The 19,272-nt window shown below is 51.0% G+C and carries 11 protein-coding genes and 1 pseudogene; 10 read left to right on the forward strand and 2 right to left on the reverse strand.

All coding sequences use genetic code 11. The features are described 5' to 3' along the window. From ACLQ7H_RS05420 to ACLQ7H_RS05445, 6 genes are all read left to right on the forward strand, one after another. On the forward strand, positions 1-806 hold an 806-nt coding region (locus ACLQ7H_RS05420; protein ID WP_411751795.1), incomplete at its 5' end, for a VasL domain-containing protein. A 376-nt stretch (positions 807-1,182) separates the two neighbouring features. Beyond that, the gene (locus tag ACLQ7H_RS05425) at positions 1,183-3,153 is read left to right on the forward strand and encodes a type VI secretion system tip protein VgrG (RefSeq protein WP_411751802.1); all 1,971 of its coding nucleotides are present in this window, start codon (positions 1,183-1,185) and stop codon (positions 3,151-3,153) included. 2 nt (positions 3,154-3,155) lie between these two features. Beyond that, complete coding sequence (locus tag ACLQ7H_RS05430) at positions 3,156-3,575, forward strand: DcrB-related protein (RefSeq protein WP_411751796.1); 420 nt, start codon at positions 3,156-3,158, stop codon at positions 3,573-3,575. A gap of 188 nt (positions 3,576-3,763) precedes the next feature. Continuing rightward, complete coding sequence (locus tag ACLQ7H_RS05435; RefSeq protein WP_411751797.1) at positions 3,764-8,311, forward strand: RHS repeat-associated core domain-containing protein; 4,548 nt, start codon at positions 3,764-3,766, stop codon at positions 8,309-8,311. Positions 8,312-8,324: 13 nt separating this feature from the next. Then, on the forward strand, positions 8,325-8,723 hold the full coding sequence (locus tag ACLQ7H_RS05440; protein WP_411751798.1) for a hypothetical protein: 399 nt from the start codon (positions 8,325-8,327) through the stop codon (positions 8,721-8,723). Between the two features lie 548 nt (positions 8,724-9,271). Beyond that, positions 9,272-9,427, forward strand: a complete 156-nt coding sequence (locus ACLQ7H_RS05445) for a hypothetical protein (RefSeq protein WP_411751799.1) — start codon at positions 9,272-9,274, stop codon at positions 9,425-9,427. A 351-nt stretch (positions 9,428-9,778) separates the two neighbouring features. Here the strand turns inward: ACLQ7H_RS05445 and ACLQ7H_RS05450 are convergent. Together ACLQ7H_RS05450 and ACLQ7H_RS05455 are read right to left on the reverse strand one after the other, a co-directional pair. Continuing rightward, a pseudogene (locus ACLQ7H_RS05450) lies at positions 9,779-11,385 on the reverse strand (ABC transporter substrate-binding protein). A 68-nt stretch (positions 11,386-11,453) separates the two neighbouring features. Further along, entirely contained in the window at positions 11,454-13,202 is a 1,749-nt protein-coding gene (locus ACLQ7H_RS05455) for a sigma-54 interaction domain-containing protein (protein ID WP_411751803.1), read from the reverse strand. Between the two features lie 482 nt (positions 13,203-13,684). On the opposite strand from ACLQ7H_RS05455, the gene ygeW reads away from it, so the two are divergent. From ygeW to hydA, 4 genes are all read left to right on the forward strand, one after another. Further along, positions 13,685-14,872, forward strand: coding sequence for a knotted carbamoyltransferase YgeW (ygeW, locus tag ACLQ7H_RS05460; RefSeq protein WP_411751800.1), 1,188 nt, complete (start codon positions 13,685-13,687; stop codon positions 14,870-14,872). A 73-nt stretch (positions 14,873-14,945) separates the two neighbouring features. Next, positions 14,946-16,139, forward strand: coding sequence for a diaminopropionate ammonia-lyase (gene dpaL / locus ACLQ7H_RS05465; RefSeq protein ID WP_261461211.1), 1,194 nt, complete (start codon positions 14,946-14,948; stop codon positions 16,137-16,139). 68 nt (positions 16,140-16,207) lie between these two features. Then, entirely contained in the window at positions 16,208-17,425 is a 1,218-nt protein-coding gene (locus ACLQ7H_RS05470) for a YgeY family selenium metabolism-linked hydrolase (RefSeq protein WP_024529729.1), read from the forward strand. Positions 17,426-17,911: 486 nt separating this feature from the next. Next, the coding region (hydA, locus tag ACLQ7H_RS05475) for a dihydropyrimidinase (RefSeq protein WP_411751801.1) at positions 17,912-19,272 on the forward strand (1,361 nt) is incomplete at its 3' end.

The raw sequence follows: 19,272 nt of genomic DNA on the forward strand, positions 1-19,272 counted from the left end.
AGTCAGAGCCGATCCGCACCGTGTTCTCCGGGGCAAAACCGGCAGCGCATGAACCCCTACCGGCCTACGAAGAACCGGTCGCCCAGCCCGCGCCGCCGCCAAAAGAACAGCCACTGCCCAATGTGGAAGTGCGTTTTGCCGCTGCATCGCCGGTGGCCCCCATGGCCACCAAACGCACGTCGGCTGCCTGGGGATTTGGTTGCGGTGTGCTATGTAGCCTGGTGGTGGCCGGGGCGGCTTACCTGATGCAGGTCAAACCGATGCAGGAGCGATTGGCGGGGCTGGCCGCCACCCCGGACGGTTCGGTGCAGCTGTGGCTGGCCCAACCGACCCTCGACGGCTACGGCCAGCAATTGAACACCCTGGAAAATCTTTCCCCGTTGGCTGGGTTGCGTACCGCCGATGCCTCGGTGGCGCTGGCCAACCAGCTGTGGCCGACCGATCCGGATCAGATCGCCCAGAGCCAGCGCTGGCAACGGTTGCTACAGGCGCGGCTCGGCAGCGAGCGGGCCGACAGCAGCTATTTCCAGGTGCAGCAGCGCTTGCAGGCGCTGTCGGACAAGTTGCTTGAACAGGAACAAACGCGCGGCAGTCTGACGCTTTCCTATCTGAAAACGCAGGTTTATCAGATGCAAAGTGAACTGAACCGTGAAACGCCGCTGGAAGAGTTGCTGCGGCAGTTGGCGGTTTCGGTGGAACAACAACAACCGGCTTCACCGGTGCTGCTCAAGCAGATAGACGAGCGCTGGAATGCACTGCTCAGTCGCTATCACCAACTAACGCAGCAGGCAGCACCTGCCCGCTAACCTCCAGGAAGGAAAAGATATGTTTGCTGATGATAAGAAAAACGCCCCCAAGGGGGGTGTGCAGCCGAAGAACATTGTGGCCACGGAGACGCCGTCAGTCAGTGGCGAGCAGGTGGCGGATATGGTGGGTAAAGCCGGTGCAGCGATTGGCGGCAAGGCGGGTAAAGCGGTGTCGCAGGCGGCAGATTTTGCCAAACAGGCGATGCAAAACCGGGCCGAAGCGATAGCGGAAGCTTCGAAACCGATGAATATCGTCTCCCCCAACCCGTCACTGAGTGGCGATCAGTTGGCGGGCATGGTGAGTACCGCTGGTGGAGCCATCGGCGGCAAGGCGGGTAAAGTGGTATCGCAGGTAGCCGATTTTGCCAAACAGGCGATGCAGGACAGGGCCAGTGCGATAGCCGATGCTGCCAAGCCGATGAACTTTGCCAGCGGCGGCAGCGCCACGGCAATGGCGTCCTCGGCTGCCAGTGCCCTGTTGGGCGGCGCTGAACCGAGCGGGTTGCAGTTTACGCTCAGCACGGCGAACCTGCCTCCGCAGACCTTTGTGGTGGTGGATTTCAGCCTGACCGAGATGCTCTCCTCACCGTTCGTGCTGAACGTGGGCCTGGCCAGTGCCGATCCGGCCATCGACTTTTCCGCAGTGCTGGATGAGGATGCGACGCTGGAGATCAAGCGTGAAGGGGTAGTGCAACGCAGCATTACCGGCATGGTGGCGAGCTTTGAACAGGGCGACACTGGCTTGCACCAGACCCGTTACAGCATGGTGATCCGCCCGGCACTGTGGCGCACCACGCTGCGGCGCAACGCGCGTATCTTCCAGCAGCAGAGCATCGAAAACATCATCACCACCTTGCTGAAAGAGAACGGCATCACCGATTTTGCCTTTGGCTTGCGCAACCCTCACCCGGCCCGTGAGTTCTGCGTGCAGTATCAGGAGTCGGATTTTGACTTCATCCAGCGGCTGGCCGCCGAAGAGGGGATGTTCTACTACTTCGAATACCCCGCAGGCAAAAACATCGTGGTGTATACCGATGATGTGGGCACCCTGCCGCAGGGCGCGGTGCTGCCGTATAACCCGGGCGTGGCCTCTCAGGCGCTGGAGCTGTGCGTCACCACCTTCACCCGCAGCGCGCAGGTGCGCACCGCCGTGGTGGAGTTGAAGGATTACACCTTTAAAAACCCGCAATGGTCGGCGGCCTTTAATGAGCAGGCCAGCGAGCTGCAAAACCAACGGCCAGACTACGAACACTTCGACTTCCCTGGGCGTTTCAAAGACGAACAGCATGGCAAGGCCTTTACTCATTACCGCCTGGAAGCCCTGCGCAACGATGCCAACCTGGGAAATGGGCAGAGTAACGACTTTACCCTGCAGCCGGGCCTGCTGTTTACGTTGACCAGCCACCCGCGTAGCGATTTGAACCACCAGTGGCAACTGCTGAGCATTCAGCACAGCGGCAACCAGCCTCAAGCGCTAGAGCAGGAGTCCGGTGGGCAAGGCACCACGCTGAGCAACCAGTTCGTCTTCCTGCCGCACACCCAAACCTGGCGACCGACGCCGATGCCAAAACCGAGCATGGACGGCCCACAGATCGCGATGGTGGTGGGGCCAGCCGGGGAAGAAATCTACTGTGATGAGTTCGGCCGTATCCGCCTGCAATTCCTGTGGGACCGCTACGGTAAAAGCAACGACAACAGCTCGTGCTGGATCCGCGTGACCCAGCCGTGGGCCGGGCAGGGTTGGGGGATGCTGGCCATCCCACGTATCGGCCAGGAAGTGGTGGTGGATTTCCTGCATGGGGATCCGGACCAGCCGATCGTCACCGGGCGTACCTATCACGCCAACAATATCCCGCCGGGATCGCTGCCTGCCAGCAAGACCCAGATGGCGTTCCGCTCCAAGACCCATAAGGGGGAGGGCTTCAACGAATTGAGGTTCGAGGATGCCAAGGGGGGCGAGGGGCTGTTTATGCATGCCCAGAAGGATATGAGTACGACGGTTAAAGATAACCAAGATCTAACGGTGGAAATGGGAAACCGGAAGGTCACGGTCGTTACCGGGGATGAAGTTACACATGTGCAACAAGGCAACCTGAAAGAAACAATAAAGCTTAAGCGGATCACCAAAGCTAATACGATTGAGTTTGAGGCAAATGCCGACGGCGGCAGCAAGGGAACTCAGTTGTTAAAAGCAACAGATCAGCTCGATTTACAAGTCGGCGAAAGTAAAATTGTTATGACGACAGAGTCAATAACCTTAAGCTTTGGTGAAGGCAGTAAAATAATAATTAATAGTGGCGGAGTGTCTGTAGAAGGACCCGTTGTCCATTTAAATAAGGATAAATAAAAATGTATCATTTTAATGAAGGGACGATTGACTTACCTAATGAGTGGAAAGATGTCACTATTAATGTGCTCAGTACTTCTAAAGATGATGCTGGCGGATTGAGTTTTACTATTTCCCGGGATACGCCCCCTTGGGGAATGGCGTTCAAAGAGTTTGCCGAAAGGGAAATCAAACTGTTGGGTACTCAGCTTAAGAAGTTCAATGAAGTTGAAAGAGTGCTTGATCCTTTAGAGAACTATGAATCGGTTAGCAGTGAATTTACCTGGGATTCTACCCAGGGGAGTATTCACCAATTAATGTTTTTTGTTAATGCTGTGAAAAATGTACTCATTCTTACCGCGACCATGCCAAAAACCTTGTCGGAGAACCAAAAGATGATGGTCCTCTCTATGTTAAAAACATTGGTATTAAGAGACAAATAATGGCGTGGTGTTGTGTTGTTTAGACGTGATTTTAAAGAAAGGGAATACTTATTATGACGGCTATTATAGGTGCGACGATAGGAGCGGTAAGCGCGACTCAAGGGAGCGCGGCATCGCCTTCTGAATCAAATACGTCAGCTACTGCAGCCAACCCAAATATTGCACCGTGGGAAAGAACAACAGATTCAGTGTTAGACTTTGTTGAAAGCCCCGAGTACAACTATGGCGTGATGGGGACTTTTGCCTCGCTGGCAGTGGTGCAGGGCGCGGTTACGGGGTATGCCGCAGCGGCAAGTGCTGCAGGTGGTGCATGTGCTGTGACCACTGGTGCGGCTGCGGCAGGGATTGCGCAGGGTGTTGGTATGGCGTTGGCTCCCCTGGCTGTTGGTTTGGCTGCGGGGATCGGTGGATTTAAGGTGGGTGAGTGGGCAGTACATGGTATTGCCGACATGGCCGGGATCAAGCGAGTTGCCACTGAAGGTGAGGCTCCTGCCAGGGTTGGCGATGACATAGCTCATCAAAGGTCGAGTTGGGGGGTTATTGGGGCCATTGCCGGAGTTATCGCCGGTGTTGCAGTGGTTGCTGCAATAGGCATCTTGACTGGAGGTGTAGGGCTTGTTGTTATGGGGTCTGCATTTTTGGGTTCTTTAGCAACCGTCGGGGCTGCAGCGGCAGTTGGTGGTATTATCGCTGGCGTGGGTAATGCTCTCGGCCAATATGGTGATAAAAAAGGGGAGATTATGCAAGGATCTCCCAATGTTATGTTCAATGGTAAAGCGGTAGCCCGAGCCGGCGATATTATTCAATGTTCCGACCATACGTGGAGTCCGCCACCAGTAATTGCACAAGGCGCTAAAACGGTTTTTGCCAATGGGAAACCTATTGCACGGTTAGGGCACAAAACTAGTTGCGATGGCAATATAAACTCGGGCAGCGGAAATATTGTGGAAACGCAACAAACAGGGGAGGATGTAGCGGAAATAAAAGACAGCAGAAATATATTTCTGAGAGTAACCTCGGCAGTTGTTAACACAGTCTTTGTTGTCATGGGGTTAAAATCATCGGTTGGTGGGATAAGAAATGGTTTTAAACAGTTGAGCAGTGTAGGAGAACCTGTAGATATCGTCACAGGGGATTTCTTACAGCAATGGCCCGTTATTGAACTACCCGGAATATTACCTCTTAAATTGAACCGAACATACCGCTCAACGGAAGGTTTCATTATTAATGGCTCATTGGGCAGCAAATGGGCAAGTAGCTGGTCACAGCATCTAGATATACGATCTGAAAGTATTGATTACCTTGATGACGAAGGGGTTATCCTCACATATCATACACCTGAAAATGAAGTCTATGCGGTTAATTTACGGCAACCTAACTATATACTCTCTGGTGACAGACTCGGTGAGTTGGTGCTTTTTGACCGTCAAACCCAACGGAAGTTTATTTTTGAGTATTGTGATGGGAATAAACGACTTTTAAACAGAATTGAAGATGGGAAAGGCAACTGGATACATTTCTCCTACCATGAGAATGCCTTGTATGCTATTGAACATAGTGCGGGTTATAGTCTGCAAGTTGAAACGGAAGAGAAGAAAATATCCTCAGTCACGTTAGTGACCCATGAGTTTAGACAGGTGTTACTGACCTGCAAGTACAATTCTCAAGGGCACCTTGTTGACTGCCATAGCTTCCAATTTGGCAGGCTTTATCATGATTATAATGATAAAGGTTTTATGGTGCATTGGAGAGATACCGATCTCACTCAGGCCTACATCGCCTATGATGATAAGGGCCGCGTAACGTCGACTCGCACAACTCAAGGTTATTATGGTGATCAGTTTATTTATGATGACCTGAACAATCATAATATCTATGTTGATGCCGAAGGTGGTAAAACGCACTATTATTATAATGAAATGGCCCTGGTGACGAAGGTTATCGATCCATTAGGTGAGGTAACCTCATCTGAATGGGATCTGACGCGACTCACGCGTACGACGGATGAATTAGGTCGGGTGACATCTTATCAATATAATGCGCTGGGTGATCTATTAGAGGTTACACTACCCGATGATTCGTCAATCCATTATCAGTATAACGTTAATGGTCAGATAACCGAGGTTTCTAAAAAAGACGATAAAGAATGGCATTATCAATATGATGATGCCGGGTTACTTCGCAAGGCATTATATCCAGCAGGTCTGGCAATCGAATATCGTTATGATAGCCACGGCAATGTAGTCATGGAAAAACATTCTACGGGTCGAGAATGGCGTTATAGATATGGACCGTATGGGCAACTCTCAGAAATTGTTGAACCAGGTAATATTGCAAAACGTTGTCATTTCGATGTGCTTGGCCGTTTATTGAGTGTAGAGGATGCCCTTGGTCAACAGACTGTTTATTTGCATAGTATAGAACATGCCAGACCCGGCCAAAGTTTCACTGAAGTGGTTTACCCCGACAACACCAGGCAGCAGATCCGTTATGACAGTGAGCGACGGATCCAGAAGCAGACAGATGGTGAAGGTAAAGAAACTACGTATCAATACGGTGCTTTTGACCTGCTGTTAGCTCAACAGCGGTCAGATGGAAAGACGATATCATATCATTATGACCGTTTGACCCGACTGACGGGTTTGACGAATGCCAGTGGTGAATCCTATCGTCTGATACGTGATGCCAAGGGGCGGGTCATAGAAGAGCAAGATTTTACCGGGCGTTGTCAGCACTATGTTTATGATGCTGTGGGACGATTGTCGAGAAAGCAGAGTGGCCAACAGATTGCGACTTATCACTATTCGCTCAGTGACCAACTGATTCAACAGCAACACTGGCTGATGGAAGAAAACGTTTCGATGTTAGAGGAGTGTATTAATTTTACTTATGACCAAAAAGGTCAATTAGTCTCGGCAGTTAATAACTCTGCCACAGTGGTGTTTGATTATAACGAACACGGAGAGTTGGTCGGTGAGCGGATCAACGGGCGTGAAATCACGTATCAACGTGATGCAGATACCGGACAGGTTATTAATCAGAACCTGGGCAGTACCAACCTTAACCTGAGCTATGACGCAGAGACTGGTCGGTTAGAAAAGGTGCAGTTAAATCGACATGAACCTCTAAGTTTTGAGTATGACCCCCTTGGTCGTGAAAAAGCGCGTCTTAGCGCATGTGGATTTGTGTTCGCGCAAAACTACACCAAGAATGGTTTGTTGTTTAGCCAGGCAGCAGGGCGGAACTCGGCGCTGTTTAAGAGCCAACCTGGGCTATATAACTCGCAAGAGGCGCTAGTAGGTAGCTCAGTAAACCGCCAGTATGAGTATGACAAGGCTTTCAATATTACTGGGATAAGTGACAGCCAGTGGGGAGAAATGCGTTACCACTATAACGCGAACGATCAGATCGTCCAGGCTGATTTGTTGGGCATTTACCAAGAGAGTGTGCGTTTTGAGTATGATGAAAACTTAAACCTGAACCTTCAGCAGTCTTTTTCTCCTACATCAGACGCAATCCAGAGTAGGGAGAATACTCTTGTTCAGTTCCAGGAAGGAGGGCGTGTTGTTGATTCTGGTCGTTGCCGTTACCGTTATAATGCTCAAGGGCAATTGATCGAGAAAAATGAACACCGGGCTGGTTTTAGGCCGTTAATCTGGAAATATCGTTGGAATGGTCAGGGACAATTGATCGAACTGTTGACCCCAGAGCGGAGGCGGTGGCGATATGCCTATGACGCTTTTGGTCGACGCATTCGTAAGTTTGAGGTTATCTCCGGAGCTAAAGTATTACGGCCACCGTTGGCACCGCAAGAAGTTGAAGGGGGAGACGTTACCCAGCCAGAAGATCAACGGATAGTGGGTTACGACTATTTCTGGCGCGGGGAACAAATGGTCGAGGAAATTCCTCTGTATGCCGATGGTACCCCAGCGACTGAAGGTGGAATTCAGTGGTTGTATCAACCTGGCGCAGTGAGCCCTTTTGCTCGCTATGAACAGGGAAAACTGCACTATGTGGTGAGTGACCATCTGGGAACCGCCAGAGAGTTGTTCAACGAACAAGGTAAAGCAGTGTGGTTGGCCCGAAACAAGGCATGGGGCCGATGCCATCTTTGGGCTTTAGCGGCCAATGACGATGACCGTCCAAGCTGTCAGTGGCGTTTCCCTGGGCAATACGAAGATAGCGAATCGGGTTTACACTACAATCGATTTAGGTATTATGATCCTCAGACCGCGCAGTATATCAGTTCGGACCCAATAGGGCTGGCGGGGGGGCTGAATCCTTATGGGTATGTGCATAACCCTGTTACGTGGTGCGATCCGCTAGGACTCGTAAAATATCAGACAGAACAAAACTTCAAAAATAAATTACTGGAGCTCGAGTCGACTTTAGGTGATGAAGGAATACATGGAGTCCGCCGACATGGAGCAGGGACAACTCTAGAGCAGCAACAATATAGAGCGAGAACAGGTTATACACCGGATGCAAGAGCAGGAAGACCTGTAGATTCGACTAGATTCTTAACATATGAAGATCAATTTAATGCAATACAACAAGCATATAAGACTTATGATCCTAACATATATAAATCAGGGAAGGTGGATTTTGATATGGGCACGGTCGTGTCTGAGGGTTACAAAGTCGGTGGAAAAGAATATTTCACAACATCAAAGGTAAGGGCTAGCTTTAATAGAAAAACAGGAAAGCTATATAGCATTTTTGGTATTGATGAGTGATTTGAGGTTATATATGAAGAAAATTAAAATAAGCAAAGGTTATATATTGATGTTTTGGTCACCGTTAGGTGATGGACCGGAGTTAGATGGTGGTTTGTCTGGTTTGAATTTAAATAATATAGATAGCATCAATAAACTTGTTCAGGAGTTATTGCTGCCAGAGTATAAAAACTGGCCTGCTCAATGGCAATTCAATTGTAAGGAAAGCTTGAGATATGCAATTTGTTTTGCAAGCGATAAAGAATTAGAAAGATATTACAATGTCGGGTTACCGCAAATAAGCCTGCCTACATCAATGCCAATAAGGGAGTTCTACATTTCTATCTGGAAGTTTATGTTTAATGAAGAAGGGTATGAAATTTCCAATCCTGAATTATATGAAATCATTTCAGAATATGAGATTTATAAGTGAACAGTTTCAGATATAAGCTGTAAAAGAAGTGCCACTGAACGACGATGGTATATTTTGTATAATATCGTTGTTCAGTGGTTATGTCAGTCGAGTGCGCTAAGTCGGGCTGTTCGTAAATAAAACTAGAAGTGAGTCCATGCAGATCCTTCCGGGACTAAACAACGTTGCTAACTTAAATAAAAACCCATTTAAATTTGCTCTAAAACATAGAGTCTGTATTTATTTTATTTATAAGTGGTTTTTTAATTTTGCTTTAATATGGTTTTTAATTGTAATTTGGTTTGTAAGTTAAACTAATGTTCATTGCACTCTATAAGTAATATAAAATGAGTAAAGGCAAAGTGAGTGGTCATATTTCATAGTTATTCAGGGCTAAGAGGTGATAGTGGCGCTGCTATTTATGGTGGGTAAGCTAGTGATCCTGGGTTGCCAATAACTGATAGCATGTTTATAAATGGAAAAATTCCGGCCTCAGGTGGTGGGTTCTTGCCTCCTGCAACCGCTATAGTATTCTGAGATTAATGATGAAAAACTCAGGAGCTGATAACATGTTTGATATCAAACGATGGCTGATTTTTGTGTTGGAGGAAGATATAGCATTCAGTGAGTTGATTTTGAAGTTAGAACAGGTGTTCGATATATCTCTACCTTATAAAGATGATAAGGGCTGTTATATAGTAAAAGCAGACTTAAAAAATTGTTGATAGATAGAATTGATAGGTTGGGGGACTTCCTCTGTGATGAGAATCATGTGCTTCAATTTATTATAACTAATGATGACTTTTTTACTTCTGAGTTTGAAGGGGCGAAAAAGAGCATTTTAGATGCTAACAAAGTAATGTGGACCAGTATAGTTTGAGCTCCAAATGATTTACATTAAAGTTAATAAAAGCAAAGCTGGTTTACCGGCTTTGCTTTGTGGTTATCATAATACTACCTTGTTTGATGTGTATATTTATCTTGCCAGCATCACGCAAATAACTAGTATGTCGACCTACATCAACCACTCCCCACCATATACACCTCGCCGTTACCCCATACCCAGCCAGCCCCCCTCAATGGGCAACAATATATAACTCCTTGCTATAAACATAATCCTGAGGGTTATGCATGGGGAACCCGCCTACATAAGGCTTTAATAGCTTAATCAGTGGCTGATAATAGATAGGAATAATTGGTGCTTGCTGGTTAATCCGTGCTTCGGCCTGCGAATAAAACCCATCGCGTGTCACAGGATCTTGGCTGTTTTCCGCCTGCTTCAATAACCGGTCGTACTCGCTATCCTGCCAGTGACCGACGTTTTCCACATTGGTTGATTGCAGGGTATTCAAAAACGTCGAAGGTTCATCATAGGTGGCATCCCAAGACTGTCGGGAGAGCATAAAGTCTCCGGCCCGTCGTGCATCCAGGTAGGTTTTCCACTCCATATTACGCAATGTCACCTGCGCACCGAGCATTTTCTTCCACTCCGAAGAGAGTGCAATGGCGGTTTTCTCGTGCAAATCGTATTTGTTGTAGAACAGCTCAAACTTAAGCGGGTGCTGTTTATCATATCCCGCCTGGCGCAATAGTTCCTGCGCCGCTGCTGCGCGCTGGACCAGCGGTTGATTCAACTCATCCAATACCGGTGGTTTAAAGCCAGCAACTTGCGGTGGGGTTAAGGTGCTTGCTGGCTCACGCAGCCCGAGCACTTTACGTGCAATGAGATCGCGGTCAACCGTAAGGTACAAGGCGCGGCGAACTCTCACATCGTTAAACGGCGGTTTGGTGGTATTAAAATTATAATATTCGGTGTTTAAGCGCGGGATAATCCGCAGTTCGCCGGGCAGATTCTTTTGAATATCCTTGATTTGATCTGCGGGTACCCAGGTGAGATCCAAATCCCCCGCGCGATAGCGGTTGTAGCCAGCAACCGCATTATCGACCACCAAGTATTCAACCTGTGTCAGCACGGTTGCGGCCCGGTTCCAATAGTGTGGGTTAGGCTTGGCGACAATTTTCTCATTCACCACGCGGTTGCTAAGCATAAATGCGCCGTTAGAGACGATATGTTCCGGGTTGGTCCATTTCTCACCGTATTGCTGCACCAGCTTATGGGGGACGGGGAAGGTGGTTGGCCATGCCAAATAGAGATAAACCACGGGGTAGGTTGTTCCAAATCAACCTGCAAGGTGCGCGCATCTATCGCGCGAATGCCCAACTCATTCGGCGGCATCTTTCCACTCACAATCTGCGCTGCATTCACTACGTGTGCCGAGGCTAAGTAGTCAGCAAAGGGGCTGGCAGTCGCAGGATCAACGGCACGCTGCCAGGCAAAAACAAAATCCTCCGCCGTTAACGGCGAACCATCGGACCAACGTAAATTGTCGCGCAGGGTGAATACTACCCGTTTGCCATCCGCACTGATTTTCCAGCTTTCGGCCTGGGCTGGCTGCACGTTGCCGTTACCATCAAGCCACACCAGCCCTTCAAACAGATCCAGCGCCACCTGGGCTGCGGTATTTTCTTCTATTTTTTGTGGGTCTAGCGTGCTGGGTTCACTGTGATTGTTGTAGCGAAATACTTGCTGGGTGGCTAGTGAAGTGCCAGTCGGGACTTGAGCGGCATACAGCGGTGCCACGCTCATCAGGCTGACCAGCCACAATGGCGACAATTTTTTCATGATATTCCCTTGGTTTTCCTAAGTGTAGGTAGTTTATCCCCGTGAACCTGAGCAAGCTATCTCCCCCCTCAATGAGAAGACAGCTCATACTTCTTTATCTTGCGATACAGCGTCGCGATACCAATCCCCAGCTTCTCCGCCACCACCTTCTTGTTCGCATGTTGGCTCAGCGCCTCCTCAATCATCAGCTTCTCCATACTCTCCAAACCCGCCATATCGTGGTTTTCGCAACTCTCTGTGGCCTTATACGTAGACACGCTGGCGCGAGCCTCCAGAGGTTGCCCACGGGTCAGATTGGGCGGTAGCAAATAGGTATCGATAATTTCACCGCTCGGCACCACGTTAACCAGATACTCCATCAAATTGCTCAGTTCGCGCACGTTGCCTGGCCAGCGGTGTCGGCGTAGCAGCTCGAGTACCTCTGCCGAGATGCCGGGGTAGATAATGCCGATCCGCTTGGTGTGCAAACTGAGGAAGTAGTGCACCAGCAGTTCGATATCGCCTTCGCGCTCACGCAGCGGTGGCAGGGTGATGGGGATAACGTTCAGGCGGTAATAGAGGTCTTCACGGAACTTGCCTTCGGCGATGTACTGATCCAGGTTCTGGTTGGTGGCGGAGATAATGCGGATATCGACCGGGATCGGCTTGCTGGAGCCAATCGGCAACACTTCACGGGATTCCACCGTGCGCAGCAGCTTGGCCTGCAACATTAACGGCATATCACCGATCTCATCCAGGAATAGCGTCCCCTGATTGGCCGCCTGGATCAGCCCCACCTTGCCATTGGCCGAAGCGCCGGTAAATGCGCCCTTCAGGTAACCAAACAGTTCACTCTCCAGCAGTTGATCCGGAATGGCGGCGCAGTTAATGGCGATAAAGGGTTTATCGCTGCGGTTGCTCAGCCGATGGATCGCCCGTGCCACCACCTCTTTGCCGGTGCCGCTTTCGCCAACCACCAATACGCTGGAGGGGCTGGGGGCAATACGGGTAATTAAATTTTTCAGCAGACGCATCGGTTTGCTTTCCCCTGCCAACTGCTCAATACGTGGGTCTTGCAGGCTCAGCGTTTCGTCAAATGAGGAGTGTGACTGATGAAAAGCCATTAAAAATAATTGATGATCCTGAACCTGATGTAGTTGGCCAATCATAATCTCCTGGTTATCGTCGAAGGAGAGAATATGTTGCAGATGTCCGCTGCTGTAATTTTGCTGGAAGGTGAGGGCGCGAATAGTAAAGGTTTTGCCGATAATATTTTCCTGCGGCATATTGAGCTGTTTCAATGCCATCATATTGGCAAACTTAACCTGGCTCTTTTCATTGAGTATTAATACTCCCTGATCCATATTTTCAATCAGGCTGAAAAGCACTTTATTTAAACCACCGCTGCCGCCTTGTGTCTCTAATAAGTTGGAAACGAAAACGTTGGAGATATTGCGCACGTAGCCCGAGAACTCTTGCAGGTTATCCCGCAACCGTTGCTGCTGTTCCAGGGTGAAGGCCACCAGGCTGATCACACCAATGCAGGCATCCTGGAACAGGATAGGAATGCCGAGGAAGGCCTTTTCCTGGCACTCATCTTTGCTGGTGCAGCCTTCGCATACCGGGTCGTAACGGGAGTGGGTGACTATTTTTTCATTTCTAGTATCAAGCACATATTTCAACAACCAGGAGTTGCTACCGAGCTTGATGCCAAATTGTTTGCCATAGGGGCCAGTGCCTGCCACGCGTACCAGGTTGGCATCGACAATTTCTACCTCCAGCAGCAACACGCTGGAAAGCATCTTGGTAAAGCGCAAAATTGTCGGTTGGATCTGCATAAGAGCCGACTGGGCAGTGGCCGGTGCTATCATCACGCGTCTCCCGTTATCGTCATTGAAAAAGAAACGATAATACACTACGGTCAGATATAATTTGATAGTCATCAAGCTAATCCCACAGAGAATAGAGATTCTGCTGTTAGCATCACAGTTTATTATCAAAATGATACTGTGCGCTAATTCCTATCATTTTGGGTTGCGAGAAAGGCTGATAATTACAAATGGCAGATTAACATCGCGGTTAATTATCCCTTACCAGCAATACCCTGACTGAAAATTTCACTTTTACCGCACTGAAAGTCCCATTTTATGTGATCGCCATCATAATAATTCGTAGTTTTATGTTACGTAGCTTAACTTTCCCTTTGTTGGCACGCTTATTGATTGTGCTGTAGCCAGACGCTGAAGAAGCGTATTTGTTATTCCGAGGTTAGGCACTTGTTTTAAAGGATCACCACCACACTCTCTATTTAGGGGCAAAGATGAGAACAGTTAACCAGTTAATTAAGGAAATAAGCGCGTTAAAGTCCAATTTACATCAAAAGGACTTTTTACTGACGTGGGAACAGAGCCGTGACGAGCTGGAACTGGTGCTCAAGCTGGCGGAATCGCTGAAAACCATGCGTTCAGAAAACATTGCCACCAAGATTTTCAACAGTGGCTTAGGCATCTCCATCTTCCGTGATAACTCCACGCGTACCCGTTTTTCTTATGCCTCGGCGCTCAACCTGCTGGGGTTGGCGCAGCAAGATCTGGATGAAGGTAAATCGCAGATCGCCCACGGGGAAACGGTGCGTGAAACGGCCAATATGATCTCTTTCTGCGCGGATGCCATCGGTATCCGTGACGACATGTATCTGGGAGCAGGCAACGCCTACATGCGTGAGGTGGGTGCCGCGCTGGATGAAGGGTTCGAGAAGGGGGTGTTGCCACAGCGCCCGGCACTGGTCAACTTGCAGTGCGATATCGACCACCCAACCCAGGCCATGGCGGATCTGGCCTGGTTGCAGGAGCATTTCGGCAGCCTGGAAAACCTGAAAGGTAAGAAGATTGCCATGACCTGGGCCTATTCACCTAGCTATGGCAAGCCGCTGTCGGTGCCGCAGGGCATCATTGGCCTGATGACCCGCTTTGGCATGAAGGTGACGCTGGCCCATCCAGAAGGTTACGACCTGATCCCGGACGTGATCGAAGTGGCGAAGAACAACGCCGCCGCTTCCGGTGGCAGCTTCCAACAGGTGACCTCGATGGCCGAAGCCTTCCAAGGCGCGGACATCGTTTATCCGAAATCCTGGGCACCGTACAAGGTAATGGAACAGCGTACCGATCTGCTGCGTGCCGACGATCATGCGGGCCTCAAGGCGCTGGAGCAACAGTGCCTGGCGCAAAACGCCTACTACAAAAACTGGCACTGCACCGAAGAGATGATGAAGCTGACTAAAGGCGGTGAAGCGCTCTATATGCACTGCCTGCCAGCGGACATCACCGACGTATCCTGCAGTGAAGGGGAAGTCTGCGCCAGCGTATTCGAGAAGTACCGTATTGCCACCTATAAGGAAGCCAGTTGGAAGCCTTATATCATCGCGGCGATGATCATGGCGCGCAAATTCTCCAACCCGGGCCTGGTGTTGGAACAATTACTGAAAGAAGCAGAAAAACGCATTAAATAAATTTACCTGGTCAGGGATACCGGGCGGTGTCCCTGCGCGGTGAAAGTTAATGCGACCAGAAGAGGTAGCGGTTATGTCGGTTTTTTCATTGAAAGTGGCGATTGAGGATAACCGTTATTTTAACGGCGAAACCTCCCCTCTGTTCTCTAAGGCGCAAGCGCAGAAAGCGCGCGAGTTTCATAAAAAGATCGCGGGTTATCAGCCAACGCCGTTATGCGCGTTGGACGATCTCGCGCAGCTGTTTGGTGTGCGGAAAATCCTGGTCAAAGACGAATCCAAACGCTTTGGTTTAAATGCATTCAAGATGCTCGGCGGCGCTTACGCCATTGCCCAGTTGCTGTGTGAAAAGTACCAGATTGATATTAATGCGTTTTCTTTTGAAAAGTTTAAAGCCACGGCGACCGAGAAGATGACCTTCGCCACCACCACCGACGGCAACCATGGCAGGGGGGTTGCCTGGGCGGCGCAACAGCTAGGCCAGCATGCGGTGGTGTATATGCCTAAAGGCTCGGCACAGGAGAGGGTGGATCACATTCTCAACCTGGGTGCCGAGTGCATCGTCACCGATATGAACTACGACGATACCGTACGCCTGACCATGAAAACGGCCCAGGAACGCGGCTGGCAAGTGGTGCAGGACACCGCCTGGGAGGGCTACACCAAGATCCCAACCTGGATCATGCAGGGTTACGCCACGCTGGCAGACGAAGCGGCCGAGCAGATGCGGCAGATGCAGATCGAGCGGCCAACCCATGTGCTGTTACAGGCCGGTGTCGGGGCGATGGCAGCGGGAGTGCTGGGCTATCTGGTAGACGTGTTTGGTGCGGATAAGCTGCATTCGGTGATCGTCGAACCCGAGCTGGCCGATTGCGTTTATCGCTCCGGGGTAAAAGGGGAAATCGTCAACGTGGGCGGCGATATGGCCACCATCATGGCCGGTCTGGCCTGTGGTGAGCCTAACCCCTTGGGGTGGCCGCTGCTGCGTAACTGCGCCACGCAGTTTATTTCCTGCCAGGACAGCGTGGCGGCGTTAGGGATGCGGGTGTTGGGTAATCCGCTGGGTAACGACCCGCGCATTATCTCCGGCGAGTCCGGTGCCGTGGGGTTGGGCGTACTGGCTGCGGTGCATCACAGCCCGCAACGTGCGCAGCTGATGCAAAAACTCGGTCTGAATAGCCAGTCGGTAGTGCTGTTAATCAGCTCCGAAGGCGATACCGACGTGAAGCACTATCGCGAAGTTGTATGGGAAGGGAAGCATCCGGTTTAACAACAGCCGTCAGATTACTCAACCTCTCGCAGCAGCGAGGGGTAATAAAAAATTGGAGAAACAACACAATGGCAAAGCAAATTCCTTTCGAATTGGTGTTAGAGAAAGCCTACCAATACAAAGATGAGATGACGCGCTTCCTGCGGGACATGATCGCCATCCCGAGCGAAAGCTGTGACGAAAAGCTGGTGGTGCTGTGTATCAAGAAAGAGATGGAGAAGGTCGGGTTCGACAAGGTTGAGATTGACCCGATGGGCAACATCCTAGGCTATATCGGCCACGGCCCACACCTGATCGCGATGGATGCGCATATCGATACCGTCGGCATCGGCAACATCAAGAACTGGACCTTTGACCCGTACCAAGGCATGGAAAACGACGAGATCATCGGTGGCCGTGGCGCATCGGATCAGGAAGGTGGCATGGCTTCCATGGTTTACGCGGGCAAAATCATCAAGGATCTGGGGCTGGAAGATCAGTATACGCTGCTGGTGACCGGCACCGTGCAGGAAGAAGACTGCGACGGCCTGTGCTGGCAATACATTATTGAACAATCCAACATCCGCCCAGAGTTTGTGATCAGCACCGAACCGACCGACTGCCAGATCTACCGCGGTCAGCGTGGCCGTATGGAAATCCGCGTGGATGTGCAAGGCATCAGCTGCCACGGCTCGGCGCCGGAGCGTGGCGACAACGCCATTTTCAAAATGGGCCCAATCCTCAACGAACTGCAACAGCTGTCCGGCAACTTGGGCAACGACGATTTCCTGGGTAAAGGCACGCTCACCGTTTCAGAGATTTTCTTCACCTCACCTAGCCGCTGTGCGGTAGCAGACAGCTGTGCGGTATCCATCGACCGCCGCCTGACCTGGGGCGAAACCTGGGAAGGGGCGTTGGACGAGATCCGGGCGTTACCAGCAGTACAGGCGGCCAAGGCAGTCGTGTCGATGTATGACTATAGCCGTCCGTCCTACACCGGTCTGGTGTACCCAACCGAATGCTACTTCCCAACCTGGAAGGTCGAAGAAGATCACATCACGGTGAAAACCCTGAGCAAAGCCTATCAGGGCCTGTTCAAGAAGCAGCCGGTGGTGGATAAGTGGACCTTCTCAACCAACGGGGTCTCCATCATGGGGCGTCACGGTATTCCAGTGATCGGTTTTGGCCCGGGCAAAGAGCCTGAAGCCCACGCGCCTAACGAGAAGACCTGGAAAGACCATCTGGTGACCTGTGCGGCTATGTATGCCGCCGTGCCTTTGGCTTATCTGGAAGAGTTGGAGAAATAAGCGACCCATCACCCCAACCCTCCCACAGGGAGAGGAAGCTGTCCGGAGCGTGTTGTTGGCCCGTGCTGCTTCGGAAAGTGGGGTGCAAGAGGAAAGGTATTACACATAGAAATCAACGAACTCGATCGGTCCCCACATGGAGAGGGAGCTGTCCGGAGCGTGTTGTTGGCCCGTGCGGCTTCGGAAAGTGGGGTGCAAGAGGAAAGGTATTACACATAGAAATCAGCGAACTCGATCGGTCCCCACAGGGAGAGGGAGCTGGTGCGGAGTGGTTATCAAATGTGTAAGTTTAATCTGTAACAAGGGTGATGTAGTAGGCGAGCCTCTGCTTCTCCAGGATGAACGCTACAACATCCGCGAGCTCGATCGGTCCCCTCTCCCTGTGGGAGAGGGTTAGGGTGAGGGGCCAAATAGCACCTCATCCAGCAAGTATCACACGGTTAAATACCCGGCACCCTCCGCCGGATTTTTTATGGAGTGCCAGTAATGAAGCAGCTGATTAAGAACGGCATTCTGGTTGATAGCGACGGGCAGTACGCTCAGGATTTGTTGATTGAAAACGGGGTGATCTGCCAGCGCGATACGGCGATCGAAGCCGATAGCCAGTGTGAAGTTATCGATGCGTCCGGCTGTTACGTCATGCCCGGCGGCATCGATGTCCATACCCATTTCAATATCGATGTCGGCACCGCCCGCAGCTGCGACGATTTTTTCAGCGGCACCCGCGCGGCGGCCTGCGGTGGCACCACCACCATTATCGATCATATGGGATTTGGCCCAGCGGGGTGTAATCTCCATCACCAGCTCAACGTCTACCACCAGTATGCGGCCGGCAATGCGGCGATCGACTACGGCTTTCACGGCGTGATCCAGCATATCGACGACGGCATTCTCGCAGAGATGGCCAGCATGGTGCATGACGAAGGGATCAGCAGCTTTAAGCTGTATCTGACCTACCTCTACAAGATCGATGATACCGACGTGCTGCGGGCCTTGGGGCAACTGCGGCAGGTTGGGGCATTGACCACCGTCCACCCGGAAAACGATGCAGCGATCGCCTTACGCCGTGCTGCGCTGGTGGCTGCCGGTAAAACAGCACCGATCCACCATGCATTAAGCCGCCCGTTGGAATGTGAGGCAGAAGCGATTGGCCGGATGATCAATCTGGCCCATCTGGCAGACAATGCGCCGCTGTACATCGTCCATTTATCCAATGGTCTGGGGCTGGATTATTTACGTCTGGCGCGTCAACAACGTCAACCGGTGTGGGTAGAAACCTGCCCGCAGTATTTGCTGCTCAACGAACAATGTTACCTGCGTGAAGATGGGGCGAAATACATCCTCAGCCCACCGCTGCGGGACCAGCGGGAGTTAGACCGCCTGTGGATCGGCATTGCCGACGGTTCTATCGATACCGTCGCCACCGATCACTGCACATTCCCTTATCACCAACGGCAAGCTATGGCGACAGGGGATTTTACCCGCTGCCCGAACGGCCTGCCTGGGGTCGAGAATCGCATGATGCTGCTGTTCTCTCACGGAGTGATGAGCGGGCGGATTTCCCCTTCACGCTTTGTAGCGCTCACCAGCAGCAATCCGGCGCGGTTGTTCGGCCTGTGGCCGCGTAAAGGCAATCTAAACCCCGGCGCAGATGCCGACGTGGTGATCTTTGATCCGCGCCAATCCTCGGTTATCAGCCACGCTTGGCTTCATGACAATGCGGACTATTCCCCATATGAAGGTTTTCAGTGCCAAGGCGCGCCGGTGCTGACGATGTGCCGGGGCGAAATCGTGGCTCGTAATGGCGAATTTACCGGGCGGCAGGGATACGGGCAGTTCTTGCAGCG

Source organism: Serratia sp. (in: enterobacteria), from assembly GCF_046715635.1.
Taxonomy (GTDB): domain Bacteria; phylum Pseudomonadota; class Gammaproteobacteria; order Enterobacterales; family Enterobacteriaceae; genus Chania.